This window comes from uncultured Pseudoxanthomonas sp. (assembly GCF_947498795.1).
Lineage (GTDB): Bacteria > Pseudomonadota > Gammaproteobacteria > Xanthomonadales > Xanthomonadaceae > Pseudoxanthomonas_A.
Map to the genome: position 1 here is coordinate 97,126 of NZ_CANMLQ010000003.1, position 25,607 is coordinate 122,732.

General features: G+C 66.6%; 27 protein-coding genes and 1 pseudogene. 11 read left to right on the top strand and 17 right to left on the bottom strand.

The window, feature by feature from the left end:
- Positions 1 to 17: 17 nt before the first annotated feature.
- A complete protein-coding gene (locus Q0907_RS09895) occupies positions 18 to 461 on the top strand; it encodes a Pycsar system effector family protein (RefSeq protein WP_299344523.1) in 444 nt (147 codons plus the stop codon).
- A 59-nt stretch (positions 462 to 520) separates the two neighbouring features.
- Positions 521 to 1,669 carry a HEPN-associated N-terminal domain-containing protein gene (locus Q0907_RS09900; protein ID WP_299344074.1) on the top strand — a complete coding sequence of 383 codons (1,149 nt, stop codon included), beginning with the start codon at positions 521 to 523 and terminating at the stop codon, positions 1,667 to 1,669.
- Between the two features lie 24 nt (positions 1,670 to 1,693).
- Here Q0907_RS09900 and Q0907_RS09905 read toward each other — a convergent pair whose 3' ends face one another.
- The 6 genes and pseudogenes from Q0907_RS09905 to Q0907_RS09930 form a co-directional block, all read right to left on the bottom strand.
- Positions 1,694 to 1,972 (bottom strand): GIY-YIG nuclease family protein, encoded by a 279-nt coding sequence (locus Q0907_RS09905; protein ID WP_299344077.1) that lies wholly within the window; start codon positions 1,970 to 1,972, stop codon positions 1,694 to 1,696.
- Positions 1,969 to 3,207, bottom strand: coding sequence for a hypothetical protein (locus Q0907_RS09910; protein ID WP_299344080.1), 1,239 nt, complete (start codon positions 3,205 to 3,207; stop codon positions 1,969 to 1,971). Before Q0907_RS09910 ends, Q0907_RS09905 begins: the two co-directional genes overlap by 4 nt.
- A gap of 607 nt (positions 3,208 to 3,814) precedes the next feature.
- Positions 3,815 to 4,174, bottom strand: a complete 360-nt coding sequence (locus Q0907_RS09915; protein ID WP_299344083.1) for a helix-turn-helix transcriptional regulator — start codon at positions 4,172 to 4,174, stop codon at positions 3,815 to 3,817.
- Positions 4,171 to 5,406 carry a tyrosine-type recombinase/integrase gene (locus Q0907_RS09920; protein WP_299344086.1) on the bottom strand — a complete coding sequence of 412 codons (1,236 nt, stop codon included), beginning with the start codon at positions 5,404 to 5,406 and terminating at the stop codon, positions 4,171 to 4,173. The genes Q0907_RS09915 and Q0907_RS09920 overlap by 4 nt, the downstream gene beginning before the upstream one ends.
- A 306-nt stretch (positions 5,407 to 5,712) precedes the next feature.
- Positions 5,713 to 6,621, bottom strand: a pseudogene (locus tag Q0907_RS09925) (YifB family Mg chelatase-like AAA ATPase); the annotation flags it as partial.
- A gap of 10 nt (positions 6,622 to 6,631) precedes the next feature.
- On the bottom strand, positions 6,632 to 6,895 hold the full coding sequence (locus Q0907_RS09930) for an accessory factor UbiK family protein (RefSeq protein ID WP_296281049.1): 264 nt from the start codon (positions 6,893 to 6,895) through the stop codon (positions 6,632 to 6,634).
- A gap of 189 nt (positions 6,896 to 7,084) precedes the next feature.
- Here Q0907_RS09930 and Q0907_RS09935 point away from each other — a divergent pair, with 189 nt between their 5' ends.
- Positions 7,085 to 7,423 carry a P-II family nitrogen regulator gene (locus Q0907_RS09935; RefSeq protein ID WP_299344090.1) on the top strand — a complete coding sequence of 113 codons (339 nt, stop codon included), beginning with the start codon at positions 7,085 to 7,087 and terminating at the stop codon, positions 7,421 to 7,423.
- 6 nt (positions 7,424 to 7,429) lie between these two features.
- Positions 7,430 to 7,792, top strand: coding sequence for a DUF6404 family protein (locus Q0907_RS09940; protein WP_299344092.1), 363 nt, complete (start codon positions 7,430 to 7,432; stop codon positions 7,790 to 7,792).
- A 78-nt stretch (positions 7,793 to 7,870) separates the two neighbouring features.
- Here Q0907_RS09940 and speE read toward each other — a convergent pair whose 3' ends face one another.
- Complete coding sequence (speE, locus tag Q0907_RS09945; RefSeq protein WP_299344094.1) at positions 7,871 to 8,728, bottom strand: polyamine aminopropyltransferase; 858 nt, start codon at positions 8,726 to 8,728, stop codon at positions 7,871 to 7,873.
- A 127-nt stretch (positions 8,729 to 8,855) separates the two neighbouring features.
- Between speE and speA the strand changes: the two genes are divergently transcribed.
- Positions 8,856 to 10,745: an arginine decarboxylase gene (speA, locus tag Q0907_RS09950; RefSeq protein WP_299344097.1), complete on the top strand. Its 1,890-nt coding sequence runs from the start codon at positions 8,856 to 8,858 to the stop codon at positions 10,743 to 10,745.
- 83 nt (positions 10,746 to 10,828) lie between these two features.
- On the opposite strand, the gene Q0907_RS09955 is transcribed toward speA, so the two are convergent.
- The 7 genes from Q0907_RS09955 to radC all read right to left on the bottom strand — a co-directional run bounded on the left by Q0907_RS09955 (position 10,829) and on the right by radC (position 16,323).
- A complete protein-coding gene (locus Q0907_RS09955) occupies positions 10,829 to 11,206 on the bottom strand; it encodes a DUF6768 family protein (RefSeq protein WP_299344100.1) in 378 nt (125 codons plus the stop codon).
- On the bottom strand, positions 11,193 to 11,759 hold the full coding sequence (locus tag Q0907_RS09960) for a sigma-70 family RNA polymerase sigma factor (RefSeq protein WP_299344103.1): 567 nt from the start codon (positions 11,757 to 11,759) through the stop codon (positions 11,193 to 11,195). The genes Q0907_RS09955 and Q0907_RS09960 overlap by 14 nt, the downstream gene beginning before the upstream one ends.
- 106 nt (positions 11,760 to 11,865) lie before the next feature.
- Positions 11,866 to 12,618 carry an SDR family NAD(P)-dependent oxidoreductase gene (locus tag Q0907_RS09965; protein WP_299344106.1) on the bottom strand — a complete coding sequence of 251 codons (753 nt, stop codon included), beginning with the start codon at positions 12,616 to 12,618 and terminating at the stop codon, positions 11,866 to 11,868.
- Between the two features lie 33 nt (positions 12,619 to 12,651).
- Positions 12,652 to 13,062, bottom strand: coding sequence for a hypothetical protein (locus Q0907_RS09970; RefSeq protein ID WP_299344109.1), 411 nt, complete (start codon positions 13,060 to 13,062; stop codon positions 12,652 to 12,654).
- Entirely contained in the window at positions 13,059 to 13,856 is a 798-nt protein-coding gene (locus Q0907_RS09975; RefSeq protein WP_299344111.1) for an SPOR domain-containing protein, read from the bottom strand. Before Q0907_RS09975 ends, Q0907_RS09970 begins: the two co-directional genes overlap by 4 nt.
- 14 nt (positions 13,857 to 13,870) lie before the next feature.
- The gene (gene argS / locus Q0907_RS09980) at positions 13,871 to 15,562 is read right to left on the bottom strand and encodes an arginine--tRNA ligase (protein WP_299344114.1); all 1,692 of its coding nucleotides are present in this window, start codon (positions 15,560 to 15,562) and stop codon (positions 13,871 to 13,873) included.
- Positions 15,563 to 15,648: 86 nt separating this feature from the next.
- Positions 15,649 to 16,323 (bottom strand): DNA repair protein RadC, encoded by a 675-nt coding sequence (radC, locus tag Q0907_RS09985; protein WP_299344117.1) that lies wholly within the window; start codon positions 16,321 to 16,323, stop codon positions 15,649 to 15,651.
- A gap of 114 nt (positions 16,324 to 16,437) precedes the next feature.
- On the opposite strand from radC, the gene coaBC reads away from it, so the two are divergent.
- From coaBC to Q0907_RS10000, 3 genes are read left to right on the top strand one after another with little or no spacing between them, the layout of a single operon-like run.
- On the top strand, positions 16,438 to 17,643 hold the full coding sequence (gene coaBC / locus Q0907_RS09990) for a bifunctional phosphopantothenoylcysteine decarboxylase/phosphopantothenate--cysteine ligase CoaBC (protein WP_299344525.1): 1,206 nt from the start codon (positions 16,438 to 16,440) through the stop codon (positions 17,641 to 17,643).
- Complete coding sequence (dut, locus tag Q0907_RS09995; RefSeq protein ID WP_299344119.1) at positions 17,640 to 18,104, top strand: dUTP diphosphatase; 465 nt, start codon at positions 17,640 to 17,642, stop codon at positions 18,102 to 18,104. Before coaBC ends, dut begins: the two co-directional genes overlap by 4 nt.
- Before the next feature lie 14 nt (positions 18,105 to 18,118).
- A complete protein-coding gene (locus tag Q0907_RS10000) occupies positions 18,119 to 20,455 on the top strand; it encodes a phosphomannomutase/phosphoglucomutase (RefSeq protein WP_299344122.1) in 2,337 nt (778 codons plus the stop codon).
- Positions 20,456 to 20,547: 92 nt separating this feature from the next.
- Here Q0907_RS10000 and Q0907_RS10005 read toward each other — a convergent pair whose 3' ends face one another.
- Entirely contained in the window at positions 20,548 to 21,264 is a 717-nt protein-coding gene (locus Q0907_RS10005; RefSeq protein ID WP_296281074.1) for a hypothetical protein, read from the bottom strand.
- Between the two features lie 17 nt (positions 21,265 to 21,281).
- Entirely contained in the window at positions 21,282 to 21,953 is a 672-nt protein-coding gene (pyrE, locus tag Q0907_RS10010; protein WP_296281075.1) for an orotate phosphoribosyltransferase, read from the bottom strand.
- A 113-nt stretch (positions 21,954 to 22,066) separates the two neighbouring features.
- Between pyrE and Q0907_RS10015 the strand changes: the two genes are divergently transcribed.
- The 3 genes from Q0907_RS10015 to Q0907_RS10025 are packed head-to-tail and all read left to right on the top strand — an operon-like array spanning position 22,067 to position 24,446.
- On the top strand, positions 22,067 to 22,837 hold the full coding sequence (locus Q0907_RS10015) for an exodeoxyribonuclease III (protein ID WP_299344127.1): 771 nt from the start codon (positions 22,067 to 22,069) through the stop codon (positions 22,835 to 22,837).
- Positions 22,837 to 24,171, top strand: coding sequence for an MFS transporter (locus Q0907_RS10020; RefSeq protein WP_343125253.1), 1,335 nt, complete (start codon positions 22,837 to 22,839; stop codon positions 24,169 to 24,171). The genes Q0907_RS10015 and Q0907_RS10020 overlap by 1 nt, the downstream gene beginning before the upstream one ends.
- 47 nt (positions 24,172 to 24,218) lie before the next feature.
- Positions 24,219 to 24,446, top strand: a complete 228-nt coding sequence (locus Q0907_RS10025; protein ID WP_296281080.1) for a hypothetical protein — start codon at positions 24,219 to 24,221, stop codon at positions 24,444 to 24,446.
- Here Q0907_RS10025 and Q0907_RS10030 read toward each other — a convergent pair.
- Positions 24,443 to 25,582 carry an anhydro-N-acetylmuramic acid kinase gene (locus tag Q0907_RS10030; RefSeq protein WP_299344130.1) on the bottom strand — a complete coding sequence of 380 codons (1,140 nt, stop codon included), beginning with the start codon at positions 25,580 to 25,582 and terminating at the stop codon, positions 24,443 to 24,445. The genes Q0907_RS10025 and Q0907_RS10030 overlap by 4 nt on opposite strands.
- Positions 25,583 to 25,607: the final 25 nt, after the last annotated feature.

Genomic DNA, 25,607 nt, shown 5'->3' on the forward strand with positions numbered 1-25,607 from the left:
GGCAACAATTGCACTTGGTGCTGGGCTTCTTTCCGCGCGTGGACACGAAGCTGTCGGTAGTGCTAGGCATCAACCTTGGCATCTTGGCCATGTTAGCAACGCGGGTGCCAAAGGCTGACGGCCTTACCCCGCTTATCATGGTGCTGGGAGTTCTCTTTCTTGCTCCCATGACGACAAGCTTCTGGCACATCTGGCACGGATACTTTCCTGACCTTCGCGGTGGAACGGCGTCACTCATCTTCTTTCATCCGATATCCAAAATGAGTGAGAGCGAATTTCGGCATGCGTGCATGGCGCGAGGGCTAGGTGAACTTGAAGGTGACATCCTTAACCAGTGTTGGCGCAATTCAAAAATCCTCACTTGCAAGTTCTATTCACTGCGTCATTCCTATCTGGCCACTCTGATCGCTATTGCTCCGTGGATGGCGCTCATCGCGGTGCTACCCGCGACAGGCAAGTAGCCAACATCCCGACGTGGAGAAGACGCCAATCCACGTGCGCAACACCAAAGGGGTTGACAATGGGCAGGGTTAAAGACGATTGGATTGAAGCGCAGCAACGAGGCTGGGTCGAGATCGACAAATCCGTCTGCGAGCAGTGCCTGGAAGAGCCCGAGCTCTGGAAAGAGGTCGCACGCGGATCTGAGCCAGGTCACTGTGATTACTGCGATACCGAACGAGTGCCGGTAGTTCCCGTCTCGGCTGTGCAGGAAGTGCTCTACGCTGTCATGGATTCCTACTATGCTGAACCGGCCGAAGCGGGAACTCCCTATGTCGAGGGGGCCTATGCAATCGACATTCTGTACACCGATGAGGTCCTCGGCCGCCTTGGGTTTGGCCCTGCAGCTGAACTACTAGAGGACATCCTCGGCGCAGATCTCGTAGGGGCATGGGTGCCTGCGGCCAATGGCTCCTGGGCAGATGCTCAAGAGCATGAGGTGTTGCTTTATTCATGGACAAGCTTCTCGCATGCAGTTAAGCATCAGACGAGATTTCACTTTCAGCGACTTGAACGCGACCCTCACGATCGAGAGGTCCAAGTCTCCGACATGTTGGACGTGGTAGAGCGATCTCTCGCTCCCTTAGTTCGAACCGTTGAGGCGGGAACAAGAGTATTCCGGGCACGCCACTTGTCACAGCAGGACAGGGATCGCGCGCAGGCACACATGTTTGGCGCCCCCCCCAAAGAAAAGGCCACTGCGGGCCGCATGAACCCGGCCGGTATTCCGTATTTCTACTCAGCTATGGATGCTGCGACCGCCATAGCCGAGATCGGAACGCCACCGGCAGGTCGAACTCCGGTGGCCGCAGAGTTCGTGATCAATCGCTCGCTGCGTGTGGTCGATTTCACCCAGCTTCCCAGCGAGCCCTCCATCTTCGCCCTAGATCGCAAACAGGAACGGGAGCAGGTGCTGTTCTTGTCGGGCTTCGTGCAGTCGATTACCCAACCTGTCACCAAGGATGGTCGCGAGCACATTGATTATGTTCCATCACAAGTTGTGTGCGAGTACCTGGCACAAGTGGCTTTTCGGGATAACGGTGAGCCATTGGACGCCGTCATATTTCCAAGTTCTGTGCGGGACGAAGGAACCAATTTCGTCATCTTCCCTTCGGGAGAATGGTTCCAGCCCGATCGATTTCCTGAAATCGAGTTCGTTGGTCTGGCTTGAGAACTGCTGGCCCTAGGTACTCCCTTACGAAGGGCGCGGTAGGTATCCTGTGTAGACCGATGGCGCGAAGAACATGATCTTCCGCACCCGCGTCATGGCCTTGAGTCTTCTCTCAAGCCTTCGTGCGGCAGTAGCGTCGCCGACGACCCGCCAAGCAACCAGATGATCGACGCCGCGACTTCTGACAAATTTTGAACCGATTCCGCGGCAATGCTCTCGGAAGCGCCGGTCAACATCCATTGTGATGCCGACATAGAGCGTGCCATCACGACAGCAGAGCAGGTAGGCATACCAGGTTGTCATTTCCGCCGTGCGCGCTGGGAAGACATGACGCTCTTGGCCATTTTCGCTTCCTGGACGCCAAGTGCCTCCGCATACTTGCTGGTGGTGGCGCGCGAGACACCCAATGCTTCAATGATCACAGCATGGGTGTTCAAGCTGCTCGAGATCCAGCCAGCCAAGCTGGTCGCCATCAGGGAGCGTACGCTGGCTCCACGTCCGTTCTTCTGAAGCCACTTATGGAACGATTGTGCGTCTGCATGCGAACCGGCGTACTTTCCGGGGAATAGATAGTCGCTGGTACCGGTTCGTTCAAAGGCCGACCACTCGCGCCGTTCCATAGCCAGCCAGCGCGATAGGACCGCTGAAGTGACGGTGTCCAACTCAAGCCAGACGTTCGTAAAGTTGACTTCATGCCCGCCACCTTGGATTTCTCGAACTTGAGATAGGTGCATCCGCACAATGCGAGGCATCGGCTGAGCGTAGACAAGCGTGAACAGCGCGGCCAAGGCCCAGTGGACGTCCACTCGCTCCGTGGCTTTCCCAAAGTGTTCGATGAGATCAGCACGTCTTGCGTCCGTCAGCAGTCCGCGCAAGTTGATGGCATTGTTGCGCGAGGGAATGTGCAGCTTCTTGAACAGGGTCTCGTGCTTGTTCAGATAGCGAACGAAGCTGGCGCAGGAGAGGCGGTAGCGCTGACTCACGCCGAGCAGCAAATCCAAGTGGTCTTGAGAGAGTTCGTTGACAGCCTGTACCTGATGCGACTCCGCAAGATTCAGTAGCGCGAGGGCACTACGCACGGCCGACTCGATGGACTTGGGTCGAGTGGGGGCGCGATGTCGCTTGGACAGATCATCGACCCTGTCACGAACATGGAGAAGATGGGCCAGGAATCGTTTTAGCACCGCTTCAACCCACGGGCTTTGCCCCTCCATGATTCGCCTGATGCGGCTCAGATAGAGCTCAAGCTCATAGTCAGGGTCATCGTAAGTATCGACGATGTTGCGGGTGTTCAGAAACGAGATGGCCCGTTCATGGCGACGGATCATCTCGTGTCCCAAGCGGCGGATGATCAGCAGGCCGGTCAGTTCGCTCTTGTTTCCGAAGTTCATCGACAGTGCCGAAAAGAACGCCACGTCGCGCCGGAGGCGTTCGCTTAGAAAACCGTGCCTCATCCTCGTTTGCTGCATCAGGCGGTAGAAATCTTCGAACAACTCGCGCGCCCAAAGATCTCGAATCTGCGGGAGCAGCTTTCGCATTTCGCGCGCGTGTACGCGAGCCCATGCGCAGTCCTCGCAGCGACCCGCGCCAAAGTGGTACTTGCGTTGATGGCAATCAACGCATTCGATGACCGGAGGATGGCCCGTAGGCAGGCAGGCTGCGCAGAATCCCTTTCCATCGCGTTCTCCAGCGATCACCCGTGGTCGATGACAGCCGCCACACTGGCGCGCGCTCCCGAGTTTGTGTGCGCACTTTCCACATGCTGGCTCAAGTATCCCTAGAGTGAGATTTCGACCGACGACATAGAACATGTCTTTACAGTAGTGGCACTCCTGTTTTGGTTTGAAGTACTTGGCACAGGCAGCGCAACTGATGGTGCCGTCGGGTAGGCAGCGGCCGTACCGGCCCAGCATGCGATTGCAGCGCGAACAGGCTTTCCCCGACCACAGGAGTTGCTTGGCACAGACATGGCAAGTGACGCCGCCATCATTGGGAGCGCGTCGGTATGGCCGGGAGCATCGCTGACACGCTCTGCGTTGGAATACTTTGGGCACGCACTTGCCGCACCAATGCAGACCCTCATGTGTCCTGTACGGCTCTTGCGAGAGGGTTCGTTGGCAAGACGAGCATGTGTACGGTTTAATTTCAGTCATCGTTATCGCCCAGCATCGTGCGGCGGAGTTGGAAGCTGGGGCCAACCAACTGCTTGATGTCGGTGATCGTCACCGTCACCTTCCGCTTGTCGCGCCGTGGACGCCGGAACTCTGCCATGTCGATCGGCTCAAGGCTGAGTAACTGACCGGGCGTGCAGTCAAGGACGGTGCACAAGCTCAGTAGCAGATGCGTGTTCAATCGAAGAGGCAGTTCTTTGACCGTGCGCGCCAGTTGAACCTGAGAGATCAGGATGCCGCGCTCTTTCAGCGCACGGTGCAGACTGGCCGTGCTCCGAATGCCTTTTCTTAACATCAGCGCGTGAAGATGCCAGTGCAGGATAAGGGGGCTCATTTCGGACCCTCCCTGCCTTTGACTACGGCCGAAACCAGTCTCCTGGCCGTCTCCCGGATGTACTGCTCGGGAAGATGGGTGTATTGCTGAGTGGTGGAGGCGTGGGCGTGGCCATGGCGTTGCTGGGTGAAGTGCAAGGACACATCGGCTTCAGCTTCATGGGAGACCGACATATGGCGCAGGCCATGGATGGAGATATCGGCGCGGTCGTAGCCGGCGATTTCCACCAGCAGCTTGAAGCGGTGATCGATGGACGATCGCGCCAGCCGGCCGCCGTGCTCGGACAGCCACATGGCGTTTTCTTCATCGGCCGGCTGATACAGCGGACGCACGATGTCCAAATACCACTCCAGCACAGGCCGGATGTCGGGAAGGATCGACGGTACCGACCGAAACCTGGGACCGCTGCCATTGGTGCCTTTTCCGTACACATGGGCAAAGCCGAACTGCCCCAGTTCCGGGATGTCCGGGTTCGGACGGAAACTGCCGATGTCCAGACCATGGCCTTCTGCCAGGCGCAGGCCGTAGGTGTAATAGGTCAGGAACATCGCCTTGTCGCGCATGAAGGCGCGCGCGCGCCGCGGCGCTTCCTGTGCGGCGATCTCGATGGCCGCATCCTGGATGCGCAAGAGGATCTGGAATTCTTCACTGGTCAGGTGTCTGCGCATGCGTGCGTGATTCTTGTCGGTGGTGTGGATGATTCGGTTCTCGCTGTGACCAATCTCCTGCAGGCGGCCGCCCATCTTCAGCGCTGCGTTTTGGAAGCCCTGGTGGTGAACCAGATAGCGCATGAACGTGCAGACGGCGCCTTGCATGCGGCGCTGGGTCGCGGGCGCCATCCCTCTCGTAATGCCCATATGGGCACTCCAGACTTCAAAGTCGTTCTCGGTGAGCAGCCATAGCGGCTGCCCGATGAACGCCAGCAGGTGGTTGACCGCTTTCAGGTCGGTGTCGATGGAGGCCTTGGAATGATTGCGGGCCGGTCGACGACCGTTGAAGTAGGCCTCGAACATGCGGTGCTGAAGTTCGGCTTCTTCGGCCGTGAGTTCGCGCGGCGGGCGCGCTGGGGTAGGCGTGCTCAGCGGCTGCTTGCGGCGGCGGGACTTATGGGTCTTGGTGGCGGGGCCGGTGCCCAGCGAGGCGGTCAGTTCGCCCGGGTCGGCCGGGGCCGTCGCCGGGTCGACGATTTTCAGTGCGCGGCCACCGGGGAAGGGGAGAATCGGGCCGCTCATGGGCGGCCTCGCAGTACCGGTTGGCACGGTGCGGGGGTGGAAAAGAACCCTGGCGTGGCCAGGGGGCGGTCGGTAGGAGTGGGCGTCTTCATTCCCCCTACGCTGCGGGGCGCGCGCCTCCAGACATTGGGGTGCGAACTTCTTGCATTTCCGCGCGCACTTCGGGGCACCGCCCGTCGGAGCTTCATCTGATGAAGCTTTCGCCACGTGTAATCGGCACCGCTAAGGACACAAAAAACAAATAAAAACAGATGGTTATGAGGCGCGCGCGCAAATCTCCCCGGGACGGGGCCTACATTAGAAGGTAGGCAGTTCGTCGAGGAAGAGCACGCCATGGTGCGCCAGCGAAATCTCGCCGGGACGCGGCTGTGCACCGCCCCCGACGAGCGCCACCGCGCTGGCGGTGTGGTGGGGGGCGCGATAAGGACGTTGCCGCCAGCGCGCCGGGTCCAGTCCGCGACCGCTGACCGAGGCAATGGCGGCGCTTTCCATGGCTTCGCTGTCGCTCGCCTCGGGCAGCAGGCCGGGCAGGCGTGACGCCAGCAGGGTCTTGCCGCATCCGGGAGACCCGATCAGCAGCAGGTGGTGTCCCCCTGCGGCAGCGACCTCGAGCGCACGCCGCGCGTGGGCTTGGCCGCGCACATCCGCCATGTCCGGAATCGTCGGAGGCAGCGTCGGGGGTGCCACGGCGCTCGGCAGCGTCTTGCGGCCTTCGAGCAGGGCGCAGACTTCGAGCAAGGTTCGGCCCGTGAGCGCGCGTCCTTCCTGGACCAGGGCGGCTTCGGCGCCACTGGGTTCCGGTACTACCAGCGTGCGCCCGCTGGCGGCGACCGCCAGGGCTGCCGGCAGGACGCCATCCACCGCGCGCAGTTCGCCGGTCAGGCTCAACTCGCCAAGGAATTCGTAGTCCGCCAGCGCCTCGCGCCGGATCTGTCCGCTTGCGGCGAGGATGCCCAGGGCGATCGGGAGATCGAATCGTCCGCCGTCCTTCGGCAGGTCGGCCGGCGCCAGGTTCACCGTGATCCGCCGCGTCGGGAATTCGAACTGCGCACAGAGGATCGCCGCGCGCACGCGGTCGCGCGCCTCGCGCACGGCGGCTTCCGGCAGGCCGACGATCTGCGTGGACGGCAATCCGCCGGACAGGTGGACTTCCACGCGCACGGGTGGCGCGGACACGCCCGCCCGTGCCCGGCTGTGCACCAGGGCCAGACTCATCGCGGCGGGGTCAGGACTGGGCGGGCTTGTCGGCCAGCTGGGCTTCCAGCGTGGCGACGGTGCGCTCGAGCGTTTCCAGCTTCTCGCGGGTGCGCAGCAGCACGGCCTGCTGCACGTCGAATTCCTCGCGCGTCACCAGATCCAGCTTCGCCAGCCCTGCCTGCAGGGTGGCCTTGAAGGTCTGCTGCAACTCTTCCTGCGATTCCCGCAGTCCGGGCGGCACCAGTTGGCTGAGGCGGCGGGCGAGGTCGTCGATGTGGTTGAAGTCGATCATGTGGGGTCTCCGGCAGTGCATCGAGCATGCGAGGCGGGCGGGTCGGTGCGCCATCGGGGTTCGCTGCGCAGCGCTGTCGGAAATGTCCGGGCGGCGAGGCGGTCATTGAACCGCGAGAGGGGCCACCGCCGCAACCGCGCGCGGCGCCGGCACGCTATCCTGAGGCCAGCATCCTAGGGAGAATCCTGCATGAAAATGGTCATGGCCATCATCAAGCCGTTCAAGCTGGACGACGTGCGCGAAGCACTGGCCGACGCCGGCATCGCCGGCATCACGGTCACCGAGGTGAAGGGCTTCGGGCGCCAGAAGGGCCATACCGAGCTCTATCGCGGCGCCGAGTACGTGGTCGATTTCCTGCCGAAGGTGAAGCTGGAAGTCGCCGTCACCGACGAGCAGGCCGAGCAGGTGGTCGAAGCCATCGTGAAGGCCGCCGGCACCGGCAAGATCGGCGACGGCAAGGTGTTCGTCTACGACTTGGAGCGGGTGGTGCGGATCCGCACCGGCGAACTCGACGCCGACGCGCTGTGACGCCTCATGGCTGATCCCGCATTCGACACCCGCCTGCAGCAGGCGCTGTCGTTCATCGAGTCGAAGGGCATTCGGCGCAGCACGGCGGCGCCGCCGCTGTATCGCCTGCTCTGGAAGATGGGACTGAAGGTGCCGCCACCGCTGATGGCCGGTTTCTTTTCCATCGCGCTCCTGATGGGAAGTTTCTTCGGCGTGTTCTGGGGCCTCGTGATGTGGCTCCTGATCTGGAACCGCACCCACATGCCGTCGGCCATTGCCGCGCTGCTGGCGCTGATGGCGGGCGTCCTGTTCGGTCTGATCATGGCGGCCGTGCTGCGCATGCAGGCACGTGGCAAGCGGATTCCGGTGTGGAAGGAGTTTTCCCCGTAGCGAAGCCCTTCGATCCGCACAGCCAAGAAAAAGGCCCCGCACGAGCGGGGCCTTTCTGTTTGCCTCGTATGGTGCGCCTTACTCGCCGAGCGCCTTCGCCACGAACGGCGGCGCCACCAGCACGCCCGTATGCAGGTGCGCGGTGTAGTACAGCGTGTCGAACGGCTTGGCGGCGGCATCTGCTTCACGGAACGCAAAGTCGAAGCCGGCCTGCTTGCTGGCGAGGGTCACGCTCCACCAGCCGGTCGGGTAGCACGGCTGCGGGAACGGCAGCGTCTTGAACGACTGGAAGCCGGCCTTGCCCATCTCCGCGCGCATGTCCTTGATCAGGTCCAGCAGCGCCAGCGGAGACTCCGACTGCTGCACCAGCAGGCCGTCCGGCTTCAGTGCGCGGTAGCAGCTTTCGAAGAACGCCTTGTTGAACAGGCCTTCGGCCGGGCCGACGGGATCGGTCGAGTCGACGATGACCACGTCCACGCTGCCGGGTTCGCAGTTGGCCATGTAGGCCACGCCGTCGTCGAACAGCAGTTCGGCGCGCGGATCGTTGTTGGACTCGCACAGCTCGGGGAAATACTTCTCCGCCATGCGCGTGACCTGCTCATCGATGTCGCACTGCGTGGCCTTTTCCACGCCCGGGTGCTTCAGCACCTCGCGCAGCGTGCCGCAGTCGCCGCCGCCGATGATCACCACGCGCCTGGGTGCGGCGTGGGTGAACAGCACCGGGTGGCTGATCATCTCGTGGTAGAAGAAGTTGTCGCGCGTGGTCAGCATCATCGCGCCGTCGATCACCATCAACTTGCCCCAGTCGGTGCTGTCGTAGATCTCGATCTTCTGGAACGGCGACTGCACTTCATCCAGCTTGCCCGTGGTGCGGAAGCCGATGGCGGAGCCGGTGTGCGAGAAGTGTTCGATGAACCAGGTGTCGTTGGCGGTCATGGGGCTGTCCTGCATGAAGGGAATGGCAACGGCGATGGGGCCTGCCGCTGCGGCGGCGCATTGTAACGGACCCATGTGACCGCAGCCTGTAGAATGCGCGTCCGCTCGCCCTACCCTGGAAAACGCCATGTCCTGGTCCACCGACCACGCCCGCAAGACCTACTCCGTCCCGCACTGGGCCGAAGGGTATTTCGACGTGGACGCCGCCGGCCGCATCGTGGTGTCACCCAAGGGCGCGCCGGGTCCGGTGATCCCGCTGCCCGAAGTGGTGGACGCCGCGCGCGCCCAGGGTGCGCAATTGCCGTTGCTGGTGCGCTTCCCCGACATCCTCGGCGACCGCCTGGGCAAGCTGCAGGCCGCGTTCGCGCAGGCGCAGGCCGACTGGGACTACAAGGGCGGCTACACGGCGGTCTACCCGATCAAGGTCAACCAGCATCGTGGCGTCGCCGGCACGCTCGCCTCGCATGCAGGCGAAGGTTTCGGCCTGGAAGCCGGCAGCAAGCCCGAGCTGATGGCGGTACTGGCGCTGTCGCGCCCGGGCGGGCTGATCGTCTGCAATGGCTACAAGGACCGCGAGTACATCCGCCTGGCGCTGATCGGCCGCAAGCTGGGCCTGCAGACGTTCATCGTCATCGAGAAGCCGTCCGAGCTGGCGCTGGTCATCGAAGAGTCCTGCAAGCTGGGCGTGAAGCCCGGCCTGGGCGTGCGCATGCGGCTGGCCACGCTGGGCGCGGGCAAGTGGCAGAACAGCGGCGGCGACAAGGCCAAGTTCGGCCTGTCCCCGCGCCAGGTGCTCGACCTGTGGAAGCAGTTGCGCGAGGCGGGTCTTCAGGACACGCTGGGCCTGCTGCATTTCCACATGGGTTCGCAGATCAGCAACGTGCGCGACATCGCCAACGGCATGCGCGAAGCGACCCGCTATTTCGTCGAGCTGTCGAAGCTGGGCGCGACCATCAGCCACGTCGATGTCGGTGGTGGCCTCGGCATCGACTACGAAGGCACGCGTTCACGCAGCTACTGCTCAATCAACTACGGCATCGGCCAGTACGCCAGCAACATCGTGCAGCCGCTGGCGGAAGCCTGCGAACAGCATGGCCTGACGCCGCCGCGCATCGTCACCGAGTGCGGGCGCGCGATGACCGCGCACCACGCGGTGCTGGTGGTCAACGTGTCGGAAGTGGAGCAGGCGCCGGAAGGCCGCGTGCCGCCGTCGCACGACGACGAACCGTCGGTGATCCGCCACCTTCGCGAGATCCACGGCGAGCTCGACACGCGCCCGGCCGTCGAGCTGTTCCACGAAGCGCAGCACCACCATAGCGAAGGCCTGTCGCTGTATGCACTGGGCCAGATCGACCTGGTGCACCGGGCGCGCATCGATGACCTGTTCTACGCCATCGCGCATGCCGTGCGCGCGCGCCTGAGCAGCGACGAGCGCAGCCATCGCGACCTGCTGGATGAATTGAACGAGCGGCTGGTCGACAAGTACTTCGTGAATTTCAGCGTGTTCGAATCGATTCCCGACGTATGGGCGATCGACCAGGTCTTCCCGATCGTGCCGATCGAACGCCTGGACGAAGCGCCGGCGCGGCGCGGCATCATCGCCGACATGACCTGCGATTCCGACGGCATGGTCAAGACCTACGTCGAGAACGAGGGCCTGGATTCCTCGCTGCCGCTGCACGCGATGAAGCCCGGTGAGAGTTACCGGCTGGGCATCTTCCTGGTTGGCGCGTACCAGGAAATCCTCGGCGACATCCACAACCTGTTCGGCGATACCGACGCGGTGGAAGTCAGTGCCGACGCGGGCGCCGGCTACCTGATCACCCAGCAGCGTCGCGGCGACACCACCGACGTGATGCTGGACTACGTGGGGTACAGGCTGGACGACCTGCGTGCGGTGTATCGCCAGCGCGTGGAAAAGGCTGGCCTGCCCGCCGCCGAATCCAGGCTGCTGTCCGACGCGCTGGAGGCGGGTCTCACCGGCTACACCTATCTATCAGACGAACCGCTGGCGTAGCGTGCGCCGTGCGCCGTGCGCCGTGCGCACGACCGCGCGATGCCTGATCGCACGTGACGCATGAAAGCTGCACGCGCCTGCAACTACATACCGGCTTTGTCTTGCCTGAGCAGCGCCAGTTGCAACTCCATGCGCTTGAGCTCCCGCAGCATGCGGTTGGCTTCCATGTGGCTGCCCAGGAACGACTTCATGATCATCGTGAACTGGAACAGCACGATCGCCAGCACGCCCCATTGCACGGCCGCCAGGACTTCGGTGGCATGCCAGCTCCGCCATAGCGAAACACCGAAGCCCGCGAAGGCGGCGATGCCGCAGAGGTAGGCCACCCACACCACCCAACCCAGCGTGCCGCGGAACAGCCCGAACGCCTGGGAGAAATAGCCGGGTTCGCCATGCCGCGACAACAGGTCGCGATCCTCGGCCGAGAGGGTCTGCTTGATCAGGTCATCAGTCTTGTTCATCGGTGCTTCCTTCCAGTCGCGCGCGGATCTTGCGCCGCGCATGCATCAGCCGGGTCTTGACCGTTCCCGGGGGCACGTCGAGCGCGACGGAGATCTCCGCCACGCTCAGGTCTTCCAGATAGAAAAGTGACAGCGCCGCGCGCTGGGGCGCGGGCAGGGCCTGCATCTCCGCCCTGACGATGGCCAGCTCCGCCGCGCGTTCGCCCGCCGCGTCCTGTTCGCCAAGCATCACCGCTTCAGGCTCGATCTCGACGAGGTGGGTGCGCTCGAATTGCCGTCCGCGGAGCGCGCGTGTGCAACGGCGGGTGACGATGCGAAAGGCCCAGGCCGGGAACGCCGCCACATCGTCCAGCCGGTGGAGTCCGCGCAGGATCTCGACCCAGGCTTCCTGGACCATGTCGCGCGCAAGGTCGGGATGACCCGTGAATCGCCATGCGTGCCGCAGCAGGCGCGGCTGCCAGCGCGCGACCAGACGCTCCCACGCGGGGCGATCGCCGGTGCGGGCCGCCGCGGCGAGGTACTCGTCCAGTATCCGTTCCGTGTCCCGCTGCACGCGCCTGCCCCCGTCTCTGTCTGTCGGGAATCAAGGTGCCGGATTCGAGGAAAACGGTTCAATCCGGTGGAAAGACATTGCCGAACGACCGGCGCCGACGTCCGCCCTAGACGCCCCGATGGACCTGGAATCCCGCGAACGACTGCGTCACCGGCATGATCTCCAGCCGGTTGATGTTGAGGTGCGGTGGCAGGGTGGCGACGTAGAAGATCTGCTCGGCGATGTCATCGGCCGTCATCGGCTGCGCCCCCGCGTAGAGCTTGTCCGACGCGGCCTGGTCGCCGTGCGTGCGGACCAGGGTGAACTCGGTTTCGGCCATGCCGGGTTCGATGTCGGTCACCCGCACGCCGGTGCCGTGCAGGTCGCTGCGCAGTCCCAGCGAAAACTGGCGAACGAAAGCCTTGGTGCCGCCATACGTGTTGCCGCCCGGATACGGGTAGCTGCCGGCGATCGAGCCGATGTTGATGATGGCGCCCTTGCGCTCCACCAGCAGCGGCAGCAACCGGCGGGTGACGGTGACCAGCGCCAGCACGTTGGTTTCGATCATCGTGCGCCAATCGTCCAGCGACGCCTGCTGCGCAGGTGCCGTGCCCAGCGCCAGTCCGGCGTTGTTGACCAGCAGGTCGATGTCGCGGAAGGCCGCGGGCAACGCGTCGAGGGCTGCGTCCAGGGCCGTTTCGTCGCGGATGTCGAATGCGGCGGCGTGCACTTTGTCCGCCCCGAGCTCGTCCACCAGTGCCTGCAAGCGATCGGCGCGGCGTCCGGTGGCGATGACGCGCCAGCCGGCGGCCACGAAGCGGCGGACGGCAGCGGCACCGAAGCCTGACGTGGCGCCAGTGATGAGGGCGGTGCGGGTCATGGGGATTCCTTCGCGCGGGAAAGCGGTTCGCAGTCAGCGACGTGCACGCCAGACGGCGCCCAGCCACGTACCGAGCGCAGCGGCGGCGACGGACAGGAGTGCGCTGAGGGCGTTGGTGCGCAGCAGGAAGCCGAGCGGGTAGGCGACGTCCGATGCTGCGCCGGCGATGCCGGCCAGCACCGCCAGGGTCGCGATCCACACCGCCAGCGTCAGGCCGATGGCGACGATCAGGAAGCGATGGCCGGCCAGCGCGCCGCCCAGCCCCATGCAGACGGCCGTCACGACGTAGCTGAGCGGCGCCAGGAATCCCCAGCGCGTCTGCACGACCTCCTGCCAGTGCGCGGGCAGGACGACGCCGACCAGCCACGAGGCGACCAGCAGCGCCCCCATCGCTGCGGCCGTCGCCGCGAGCAGGCGACGCAGCGTCGGCCGCGCGGCGCTCACTGCGCCTTGACCGCCATCGCGGGCAACCCGCTGCCGGCGAGCTTCTGCTTGGCTTCGGCCAGCTCGCTGGCGGTGCCGTACGGCCCCATGCGCACGCGGTACACGGTCTTGCCGTTGATCTGCGCCGACTCCACCCGCGCGCTCAGGCCCAGCATCGCGATCTTGGCCTTCGTCGCCTCGGCATCGCCCGATGCGCCGAACGCACCCGCCTGCAGGATGTAGCGGGCGCCCGTGTCGGCGCTGGCCACGGTCGCCTGCCTGGGCGTCGGTGCGGGCGCGGTCTCCGCCGTGCGCGGCACGTCGGCGACGCGCGCAGGCGCGGTTTCGTTGATCGGGGTGGGCTGGGCGGGCACAGCAGCCTCGGCCGGCGTGGTGGCGACCGGCGTGGGCGCCTGTCCGTTGAGTGCGGCGCGCGCCTTGCGGGCATCTTCCTCGCGCGCGCTGGCCGCCAGTTCCGCGTCGGACATCTGCACTTCCTTGCCGGGCAGCAGGGTGTAGAAGTCGTACTGCGTTTCTTTCGCCGCGCTTTCGTCGGTCGCCGCGGCCGTGGCCGGCGTATCAGTGACGGGCGCATCTGGCACCACCGACTCCACGTCGGCACTGTCGATGGGCGCCGGCTGCGCATCCGGGTTGGGCTGCGGGCGGAAGAAACCGTCGCCGTCCTTCTTGCCGAGGCCGGGCACGATGAAATACACCGCCAGGCCGATCAGCAGGCCGAGCACCAGCCAGACCCACGCGGGCGTGGCGTGGCTGGAATTACGGGTGGCCTGGTTCTTGCCGCGCCTTGCTGCCATCTACTGCTCTCCGCTCACATCTTCTCGGGCGCGCTGACGCCCAACAGGTCAAGTCCGTTCGCCAGCGCCTGGCGAACCGCCACCGCCAGCGCAAGCCGCGCGTTCCGCTGGGTGGCATCGTCGACGAGGATCGGCTCGCCGTCGTACCAAGCCTGGAAAGCATAGGCGAGTTCGCGCAGGTATTGCGCGATGGCGTGGGGTTCCAGCGATGCGCCGGCCGCTTCCACGATTTCCGGATAACGCGACAGTTCCACCATCAAGGCCAGCGAGCCGTCGTCGGTGAGTGCGGGCAACCCGGCGATGCCGGCCGCCTCGTCGTACGCCGCGAAGCCCTTCTCCGTCACGCGGCGCAGCAGGCTGCAGACGCGGGCATGGGCGTACTGCACGTAGAAGACGGGATTGTCCTTGCTCTGCTCGCGCGCCAGGTCGATGTCGAACGTGAGTTGCGAATCCGGCTTGCGCGCGATCAGGAACCAGCGCGTCGCGTCGGCGCCCGCTTCTTCGATGAGGTCGCGCAGCGTCAGGTAGCTGCCGGCGCGCTTGGACAGCTTCACCTCTTCGCCGCCGCGCATCACGGTGACCATCTGGTGCAGCACGTATTCCGGATAGCCCGGCGGAATGCCTTCGCCCAGCGCCTGCAGGCCGGCCTTCACCCGGGCCAGCGACCCATGATGGTCGGCGCCCAGCTCTGTGATCGCGCGCTCGTAGCCGCGCTGCCACTTGCTCAGGTGATAGGCCACGTCCGGCACGAAGTAGGTGTAGGTGCCGTCGGACTTGCGCATCACGCGGTCCTTGTCGTCGCCGAAGTCGGTCGACCTCAGCCACAGCGCGCCGCCTTCCTCGTAGGTATGGCCCGAGGCGACCAGCTTGCGCACGGTTTCCTCGACCTTCTGGTCGGCGTACAGCGAACTCTCGAGGAAGTAGCGGTCGAACGACACGCCGAACGCGGCCAGGTCCAGGTTCTGTTCGCGGCGCAGGTAGGCCACGGCGAAGCGGCGGATGGCGTCGAGGTCCTGCGGATCCCCGGCACCGGTGACCACATGGCCTTCGACCTCGACCGAATCGCCATTGAGATAGGCCTGCGCCACGTCGGCGATGTAATCACCGCGGTAGCCGTCTTCCGGCCAGCCGTCGCTGTCCGGCCCCAGGCCGAGGGCGCGGGCCTGCGTGGACTTGGCCAGGTTGTCGATCTGCACGCCGGCATCGTTGTAATAGAACTCGCGCCTGGCGTCCCAGCCGTTGGCGGCAAGCACCCGCGCGATGCAGTCGCCGATCACGCCTGCCCGCCCGTGGCCGACGTGGAGCGGGCCGGTCGGATTGGCCGATACGTATTCCACGCCCACCGTCTTGCCCCGACCACTGTCGTTGCGGCCATAGGCGGCGCCCTGGGCGAGCGCGGTGGTGACTTCGCGCTGGTAGGCACCGGGGCTCAGGTGGAAATTGATGAAGCCCGGGCCGGCGATTTCGACCTTGGCGACGTCGTCGCTGGCCGGCAGCGCGGCGACCAGGGCGGTGGCGATCGCACGCGGGTTGCTGCGCGCCGCCTTGGCCAGCAGCATGGCGGCGTTGGTGGCGAAGTCGCCGTGCTCGCGGGTCTTGGGTCGCTCGACCACGAACTCGGGCGTGGCGGTGTCGGCGGGCAGGGTGCCGGCGGAGCGCAGGGCATCGATGCCCTGGGCGATCAAGGCGCGGAGGGAAGCTTTCACGGAGGACCGTCGTGTTGCGTGGGAACCCCCTATTCTAGTTTTTCCCGCTCCCTGCGGGGGATCGGCGCGGTTCAGCCAGCGCGCCCTCAGGCCCAGCCGCGAGCCGCCATCGATTGCGGCGGTCCGTCGCCGATGACGAAATGGTCCAGCAGGCGCACGTCGACCAGCGCAAGCGCCTGTTTCAGGCGCTGCGTCACCGCACGGTCGGCGGCCGAGGGCTCGGCGCATCCGGACGGATGGTTGTGGCCGACGATGAGGGCCGTGGCATTGAGCGCCAACGCGCGCCGCGCGACCTCGCGCGGATGGACCTCGGCGCTGTCCACCGAGCCCTGGAACAGCTCCTCGAAGGCCAGCACCCGGTGGCGCGTGTCCAGGAACAGCGCGGCGAAGACCTCGTGCGGGCGGCCGCGCAGCCGGTGCGCGAAGTACCGGCCGGCGGCGTCCGGATCGCCGATGGCGTCGCCCCGCGCCAGCGACGCGTGCAGCAGGCGGGTGCCGAGTTCCAGCGCGGCGCCCAGCGCACAGGCGCGGGCCGGTCCCAGGCCGGGCAGGTCGACCAGCTCGGCGGGCGAACGCTCCAGCAGCGTGCGCAGCGGGCCGTGGTGGGCGAGCAGCTCGCGCGCGGTGGCCACGGCATCGCGGCCGCGCAGGCCGGAGCCCAGGAAGATGGCGAGCAGTTCCGCATCGCTGAGGCTGGTGGGTCCGCGCGCGAGCAGCTTCTCGCGGGGTCGTTCGTCGTGGGGCCAGTCGCGGATGTGCATGCGGTCATCGTCGACGGACGGCGGCGGGGCCGGGATCGGGGCGTGCGGGGCGTTCGGGTAAGCTAATCGCCTGAATCGACGTAGGAATGGGCCGACGTGAGTGGACCGGACAAGATGCAGGGTCTCGCAGGGCAGCGGCTGCTGCTGTGCGTGGGGGGCGGCATCGCTGCCTACAAGGCGCTGGAACTGGTGCGCCGGCTGCGCGACGGCGGGGCGGAGGTGCAGGTCGCCATGACCGCGGGTGCCCAGCACTTCGTCACCCCGCTGAGCTTCCAGGCCCTGTCCGGCCAGCCCACGCGCACCACCCTGTGGGACAGCGCCGCCGAGCAGGCGATGGGCCACATCGAACTCGCGCGCTGGGCCGACCGCGTGATCGTCGCGCCGGCGACCGCCGACCTGATGGCCCGATTGGCGCACGGCCTGGCCGACGACCTGGTGACCACGCTGTGCCTGGCCACCACCGCGCCCATCATGCTCGCGCCGGCGATGAACCACCGCATGTGGCAGCACCCGGCCACCCAGGCCAACCTGGCCACGCTGCGCGCCCGTGGCGTACAGGTGGTCGGTCCGAACGACGGTCCGCTGGCCGAGGGCGAGTCCGGCCCCGGTCGCCTGGCCGAGCCCCACGAGATCGTCGCTGCCCTGGCGGGGCAGGCGGCGGCGCAGGTGCCGCAGGACCTGGCCGGCCTGAAGGTCGTGGTCAGTGCCGGCCCGACCTATGAGGACCTGGATCCGGTCCGCTACCTGGGCAACCGCAGCAGCGGCAAGATGGGCTTCGCCGTCGCCGCGAGCGCGGCCAGGCGGGGCGCCCGCGTCACCCTGGTCGCCGGGCCCGTGCAGTTGCCGACCCCGGCGGGCGTCGATCGCGTCGATGTGCGCTCGGCCGCCCAGATGCACGCGGCCGTCTTCGCCGCCCTGCCCGCCGACATCTATATCGGTGCCGCCGCCGTGGCGGACTACACGCCGCGCGAGCCGGCGGCCAACAAGATCAAGAAGTCCAGTGAATCGCTGGCACTGGATCTGGTGCGTACGCCCGACATCCTGGCCGAAGTCGCGGCGCAGACGCAGGCGCTGAAGCTGGTGGTGGGCTTCGCCGCCGAAACCAACAACGTGGCCGAGTACGCGCGCAGGAAGCTGGAGGCCAAGCGGCTGGACATGATCGTGGCCAACCGGGTCGGCATCGCCGACGGCGGCTTCGAGAGCGACCAGAACGCGATGACGGCGTACTGGAAGGATGGCGAACGCAGCTTCGCGTCGGCGCCGAAGACACGGCTGGCCGACGACCTGATGGACCTGATCGTGGAGCGACTGGACGCATGACCGCTGACCGCACCGTGGAAGTGAAGCTGCTGGATCCGCGCTTCGGCGACGAATGGCCGCTGCCGGCCTATGCCACCGAAGCCAGCGCCGGCATGGACCTGCGCGCCGCGCTGGAAGCCCCGCTGGTGCTGGAGCCCGGCGATGCGGCGCTGGTGCCCAGCGGCATCGCGCTGCACCTGGGCGATCCGGGCCTGTGCGCGGTGGTGCTGCCGCGGTCGGGACTCGGGCACCGGCACGGCATCGTGCTCGGCAACGGCACCGGGTTGATCGATGCCGATTACCAGGGGCCGCTGCTGATCAGCGTGTGGAACCGCGGCCACGAGGCCTTCACCATCCAGCCCGGCGATCGCATCGCCCAGGTGGTGGTGCTGCCGATCGTGCGCGTGGGCCTGCAAGTGGTGGATACTTTCGCCGACAGCGCACGGGGGACGGGTGGTTTCGGCCACACCGGCGTGCGGTGACAGGGGACAAGCCGATGAATACGACGACCGAGAGCCGCAAGCGGATTCCCGTGGGCGACCTGCGTGGCGCCTTGCCGAAGCTGGCGGTGCTGCTGGCGCTGCTGGCCGCGCTGCTTGCCTGGAGCGGCATCCGGCAGTGGCGCGACGCCCGCTTGCTGGAAGACGTCGAGCGCGCGCGCGACCGGGCGGTGGAGGCGGTGCAGGCCAGCCACGCGGCGCAGGTGAAACAGTTGCAGCAGCGCCTGGCGTCCGCGCCGGTCAAGGCGGCGCTGGCCGCCAACGACACTGCGGCTGCGGTGGCCGCCGTACGCGAAGGATGGGCCGGCGTGGAGCACGTCGAGATCCTGGAGGGCGGGCTGCAGGCCGCCTATGACGACGCCGCGGCATTCGGCTTCAGCAAGCTGGCCTTGCTGGAAGCCGGGATGCAGGGCGATGCCGTCGCGACGCGCGTGGTGAAGGACGGCAAGAAGACCGCCTTCGGCATGGCGGCCGCCGTGCCGCAGGGCGTGCTGTACGTGAGCGTGCCACTGGCGCGCCTGACTGCCGGCTTCGATGGCGTGGCGCTGCCCGCCGGCGGCTACCTGGCCTTGCGACAGGGCGGCTACTCCATCCAGCAGCGCGGCGACAGTCAGTTGTCCGACGGCGCAGAACGCATGGCGCACGCGGTGGGCAAGACCGGCCTGCGCGTGGCCACGGCGGCGCCGGACAGCGAATCCGGCCCGTTGGGCCTGGGCGCCATCCCGGCGCTGGTGGTGGCGGCCCTGCTGGCAGGCCTGGCCATCGCGTCGGTCGTGGTCGCGCGTGGCGGTGTCCGGGTGGGACGGTTTGGAAAGAAAGGAGCAGAGATGCACGACATGGACGAACCCACCCTGGGCGAGGCGCTGCTGCGTGATCCCCCGCCCGCGCCGACGGCGCGCGCTGGCTCCGCCGACGAGGAGGCAGACGCGTACCGGCAGGCGGACGCAAAGACCGTGGAGGTCGACCCGGGCATCTTCCGCGCCTACGACATACGCGGCATCGTCGGCGCCTCGCTGAGCATCGAGGTGGCCGAACTGATCGGCCTGGCCATCGGCTCGGTGATGCGCGACGAGGACCTGATGGACATCGTCGTCGGGCGCGACGGCCGCCTGTCGGGGCCGGACCTGGCCGGTGGATTGATCGAAGGCCTGCGCAAGGCGGGACGCAACGTGATCGATATCGGCCTGGCGCCCACGCCGGTGGCGTACTTCGGTGCCTACCACCTGCGCGCCGGCAGTTGCGTGGCCGTCACCGGCAGCCACAACCCGCCGGACTACAACGGGTTCAAGATCGTGGTCGGCGGCCAGACGCTGTCGGGCGACGCCATCACCGATCTGTACGAACGCATCCGCGACAACCGCCTGTACCTGGCCGGCGTGCCGGGCGACCTGCAGCAACGGGACGTCTCGGCCGACTACATCCAGCGCATCGCCGACGACGTGCAGCTGGAGCGTCCGCTGAAGATCGTGGTGGATGCCGGCAATGGCGTGGCCGGCGACATCGCGCCGCAGCTGCTCGAAGCCATCGGCGCCGACGTCATTCCGCTGTACTGCGAGGTGGACGGCACGTTCCCCAACCATCATCCAGACCCCAGCGAACCGCACAACCTGGAAGACCTCATCCAGACGGTGAAGCGGTTCGACGCCGACCTCGGCCTAGCCTTTGACGGCGATGGCGACCGCCTGGGCGTGGTGACGAAGGAAGGCGCGGTGATCTTCCCCGACCGCCTGTTGATGCTGTTCGCCGCCGATGTGCTGGAGCGCAATCCCGGCGCGCTGATCATCTACGACGTGAAGTGCACCGGGAAGCTGCAGGGCTGGGTGCTGCGCCATGGCGGCACGCCCATGATGTGGAAGACCGGGCACTCGCTGATCAAGGCCAAGATGCGCGAGAGCGGTGCGGAACTGGCCGGCGAGATGAGCGGCCACTTCTTCTTCCAGGAGCGCTGGTACGGCTTCGACGACGGCCTGTATTCGGCCGCCCGCCTGCTGGAGATCCTGGCCAACCGCGCGGAAACGCCCTCCGAGGTCCTGGCGGAGTTGCCGGACGGGGTATCCACGCCGGAGATCAAGGTCGACGTGCGGGAGGGTACGCCGCACGCCATCGTCGAGCGCTTCGTCGAAGGTGCGGAGTTCGAGGGTGCACGCCTGTCCACGATCGATGGCCTGCGCGCGGACTGGGACGACGGCTGGGGCCTGGTGCGCGCGTCCAACACCACGCCGATCCTGGTGCTGCGGTTCGAAGCCGACACGACGGCGGCGCTCGAGCGGATCAAGACCGAGTTCCGGACCCGACTGCAGGCGCTGGCGCCGGAACTGAAGATGACGTTCTGACCTTCCGCGCAGGGAGGGCCAGTGCGCGAACGCCGGGCAATGCCCGGCGTTCTTTCATGGTGCAGCGGGCAATGCCGATCGCGCCTGACGCATCATCTCGGCGCAGGCGCCGTCCCTGCCGGTGGCGTGGCGTTGAGCATCGCGTCTTCCGCCTGTTCCGGGGTGACGCCCCTCATGGCGCGGAAGCGCTGCAGGATGTCGGCGATCTCCACGTCCAGTTCCGCGCGCTGCTTCTCGAAGCTCTGCTGCAGGTGGCGGGTGCGCACCAGCTCGGCGTGCCGCTGGCGGATGGAAGCGACCATCTCCTTGGGCACCGGCTGCCCCGCCAGCTCGCGGTCGCCCGCGGTCTGCAGCAGGCTGATGAGGCCGTCGCGCAGGCTGACGGCGTTGTAGCCGGCGGTGCGGACATTGTTGTCGACGATCGCCGTGCGCTCGTTGAAGACGCGGCGCAGTTCCTCTTCGCTGCGGTATGACAGCAGCATGGCGGCATCGGTGCGCCGGCGCATGTCGGCGGCGGCATCATCGATCAACTGCTGCTGGGCCGCGATGGCGGCCAACGCGCGCTCCTCGTCCGTCATGGCGCGGTCCACGCCGCCCGTGCGCAGTCCACTGGCGGCGCTGATCTCGTCGCGCGCGACATTGACGGCATCGGCCGGCAGCGCATCGCTGCAGACGCGCTGGCCCTTCTCTTCCCAGCAGAAGAGTTTCTTGTTGACCGCGGGCTTGGCCGCGCCCTTGTTGCCCTGGGCGAACGCCAGCGGCGTGGCCAGGAGTGCGGCAGCCAGCAGGTAGGAAGTGCGGACGGTCATGGCAGCCCCCTGCTGCTTCAGTCCTGGGTCGCGCTGCCGTAGCGGGCCCGATAGGCCAGCAGGTCGTCGCGATGGCGGACAAGGTCGGCGCTTTCGCCGGCAAATGCAAGCAGGTCGTGCAGGCTGGCCACGGCCACCACGGGAACGCCGGTTTCCTCGGCCACCGACTGCGCGGCCGAGCGGCGTGGACCGCCGGTACCGGGATCGCCCAGCACTTCCTGCCGGTCCAGCGCCACCACGATGCCGGCCGGCGTGCCGCCGCCGGCACGGATCAGGCCCAGGGCTTCACGGATGGCGGTGCCAGCGGTGATCACGTCGTCCACGATCAACACGCGGCGGTCTTCCAGCGGCGCGCCGATCAGCAGGCCGCCCTCGCCATGGTCCTTGGCTTCCTTGCGATTGAACGCCACCGGCAGGTCGCGGCCGCGGCGGGCGAACTCGCAGGCCACCGCGGTCGCCAGCGGGATGCCCTTGTAGGCCGGGCCGAACAGCAGATCGAACGACAGGCCGGCGTCTTCCACCGCATCCGCATAGCAGCTGGCCAGCCCGGCCAGCCGCGCACCGCTGTCGAAACGGCCAGCGTTGAAGAAGTACGGACTCTGCCGCCCCGACTTCAGCGTGAACTGGCCGAAGCGCAGGGCCTGTGCGTGCAACGCGAGCTGGAGGAAGCGGGAGCGGTGGTCGGACATGGGCGGCGGGAATGAACAGGTGAGACGACAGGATACCCGCCCTGCGGCGTGCATCGCGCGATGGCCGCGCGGGTTCGGGTACGCTTGCCCGGTTTCCGACGAACGACGTGCACATGCGCATCATCAGCTTCAACGCCAACGGGCTGCGATCGGCAGCCACCAAGGGTTTCTTCGACTGGTTCACGGCGCAGCAGGCCGACGTCCTGTGCGTGCAGGAGACCAAGGCCCAGGAACACCAGTTGGCCGGGCCGGAATTCCTGCCCGCCGGCTACAAGGCCTGGTTCCGCGACGCGAGCACCAAGAAGGGCTACAGCGGCGTGGCGATCTACGCCAAGCGCGAGCCGGACGAGATCCGTACGGCGCTGGGCTGGCCGGACTTCGATGAAGAAGGCCGCTACATCGAGGCGCGCTTTGGCGACCTGAGCGTGGTCTCGTTCTACATCCCGTCCGGCTCCTCGGGCGACGAGCGGCAGGGCTTCAAGTTCAGGGTCATGGACTGGTTGGCGCCGGTGCTGGACGAATGGCGCCGCAGTGGTCGCCATTACGTGCTGTGCGGCGACTGGAACATCGTGCGCAGCCGGCTGGACATCAAGAACTGGACCAGCAACCAGAAGAATTCCGGCTGCCTGCCGCCGGAGCGCGACTGGTTGAACGGTATGTGCGTGGACGACGGGGGCTGGATCGATGCTTACCGCGCGCTGCACCCGGAAGGGCAGGACTACACCTGGTGGAGCAACCGTGGCGCCGCGCGCGCCAACAACGTGGGGTGGCGCATCGACTACCAGTTCGTCACGCCCTCGCTGCGCGACCGCCTGAAGGCCTGTTCGATCTACCGCGACCAGCGCTTCTCCGACCATGCCCCCTTCACGGTGGACTACACCTGATGACGACCTCCGTCGGCGAACGTCCCGCCAAGCCTTCCGTCTGGCGTGCGTTCGCGCAGCCTTCGGCGTGGACGATGTTCTTCTTCGGCTTCGCCTCGGGCATGCCATTCCTGCTCGTGGCCGGAACGCTGGCGTACTGGCTGACCGAGAACGGGCTGGAACTGAAGAACATCACCCTGATCGCCAGCGCGGGGCTCACCTACACGTTGAAGTTCCTGTGGGCGCCACTGGTGGATCGCTGGCGCCTGCCATTGCTGGGCGGGCTGGGCCAGCGGCGCGGCTGGCTGTTGCTGGCGCTGGGAGTGGTCATCGTCGGTCTGCTACTGATGGCGCACCTGACACCGGGGACGCTGGCGCCCTTCATCTGGGTCACGCTGCTGACGGCCTTTGCCGGCGCCACGCTGGACATCGCCGTGGACGCTTACCGCATCGAGATCGCGCCGCAGGAGTCGCAGGGCGCGCTGCTGGCCACGTATTCGCTCGGCTACCGCATCGCGCTGATCATCACGGGCATGCTCGCCCTGGTGCTGGCCGACCACGTGCCCTGGCCGCAGGTGTATGTCGCCATGGCGGCCTTCATGCTGATTCCGGTCGTCGCCGTATTGCTGGCATCGGAACCGGATGTCGTGCGGGTGCGGATGACGACGTGGGCCGAAGGCCTGCAGGAAGGCGTGGTGGAGCCGTTCCTCGATTTCTTCCGCCGGTTCGGCCCGGCGCTGGCGCTGGCGCTACTGTCGTTCATCCTGCTGGCGAAGATCTCCGACCAGTCGTTGGGCGGCGGCATCATGGCGCCGTTCTACCTCGGCGAGGGTTTCACCAAGACCGAGATCGCGACGGTCACCAAGTTCTATGGCATCTGGGTGGGCCTGGCCGGCGTGTTCCTGGCCGGCATCGCCATCGCCCGCTGGGGCGTGAAATGGCCGCTGCTGGTGGGGATCGTGCTGGGCGCGATCAGCAACCTGCTGTATGTCTGGCTGGTCGGCGCCGATGGCGACGTATGGAAGCTGACGCTGGTGATCTCGGGCGAGAATCTCGCCCAGGGGTTCCAGGGCACGACCTTGGTGGCGTTCCTGTCCGCGCTGGTCAACCAGCGTTTCACCGCCACGCAGTACGCGCTGTTCTCCTCGCTGGTGATGCTGCCGGGCAAACTGTTGAGCGCGGTGTCCGGCGGCATCGTCGAGCAGACCGGATATGCGGTGTATTTCTGGATCACTGCGCTGGTGGCCGTCCCGGCGGTGATCCTGTTCTTCTGGCTCGCGCCGCGCATCCGGTTCGGCAGCGGCCATGAGGCCGCCACCGGCGTTGACGCGCGCGCGCCGGATACGCCGGCTTGAATGACTGCGCTACAGTTTCCCGCCGGGGCAGGCTAGGGGAGGAGGGGATGACCGACATCGTGCTTAAGGACGTGGACCCGATCCTCGCCGAGCGCATCCGGCGCGTCTCGCAGGCGCGGGGTTGGCCGATCCACGACACCATCTTCAACCTGCTGGAGCAGGGCCTGTTCGTCTGCGAGGCGGAAGTCCGTGGCGGCTTCGACGACCGCGAGGTCAATGCGCTGGCCGAGGCGATCAGCGCGTTGAAGGACGTTCCGTCCGGCAAGGGGTTCTAGGCCGGATACACAGTGCCGAGCACGCGGCGGCCCGATGCGCCGGTGACGGCGGGAAGGTTGCCGGGGCGACCCGCCAGCGTCTCGCGGGCCAACCACGCGAACCCCATCGCTTCCACATAGTCCGGGTCCAGGCCGTGGGTGGCCGTCGACTCCACCACGGCCTGCGGCATGTAGGCCGCCAGCCGCGCCATCAGCACCGGGTTCCGCACGCCGCCGCCGCAGACCAGGACGCGTCGCGTGTCGGGCTGCGTCATGTGCAGGGCATCGGCCACGGTACGCGCGGTGAGATCCAGCAGGGTGGCCTGCACGTCCGCATTCGATACGGAATTCCCTTCCAGGCGGGCCTGCAGCCAGTCCAGGTGGAAGTGTTCGCGCCCCGTGCTTTTCGGCGGCGGTGCGGCGAACCAGGGTTCGGCCAGCAAGCGCGCGAGCAACGCCGCATCGACCTGGCCGCTGGCGGCAAAGGCACCGTCGGCATCGTAGGCGTGCCCGGTATGGCGCTCGCACCAGGCATCCATCAAGGCATTCGCCGGCCCGGTATCGAAGCCGCGGACATCCCCCGCGCCCGGCAACAACGTGAAGTTGGCGATGCCGCCCAGGTTGAGCACCGCGCGGTCTTCGTGCGTCGATCCCAGCAGCGCGGCATGGAACGCCGGCATCAGCGGCGCGCCCTGGCCGCCCGCCGCCACATCGCGGCGACGGAAGTCGGCGACGGTTGTCATGCCGCTGCGTTCAGCAATGACGTTGCCATCGCCGAGTTGCCAGGTGAACGGCGGCTCCGCATGCGGCCGGTGGCGCACCGTCTGGCCGTGGGAGCCGATCGCACGGACGCGGCCGCGCGGCACGCCAGCGGCCTGCAGCAGCGACAGCGCGGCATCGGCGAATGCGATGGCGATGCGGGCATCGAGCAGGCCCACCGTATCCAGCGACACGGTGTCCGCACCCTGGCCGAGCGCAACGAGCGTCGTGCGCAAGGCGGGATCCCAGGCGAACGTGTGGCCCCGCACCAGGTCGCACCGCAGGGCGCGGCCCTCACCCTCGAAGCGCACCAGGGCGGCGTCGATGCCGTCGGCGCTGGTGCCCGACATCAGGCCCAGGTAGAGCTCGGAAACGGTGGCGTCGATGGCGTCGGTCATGCGGGAACGTCACGCAAAGAAAAGG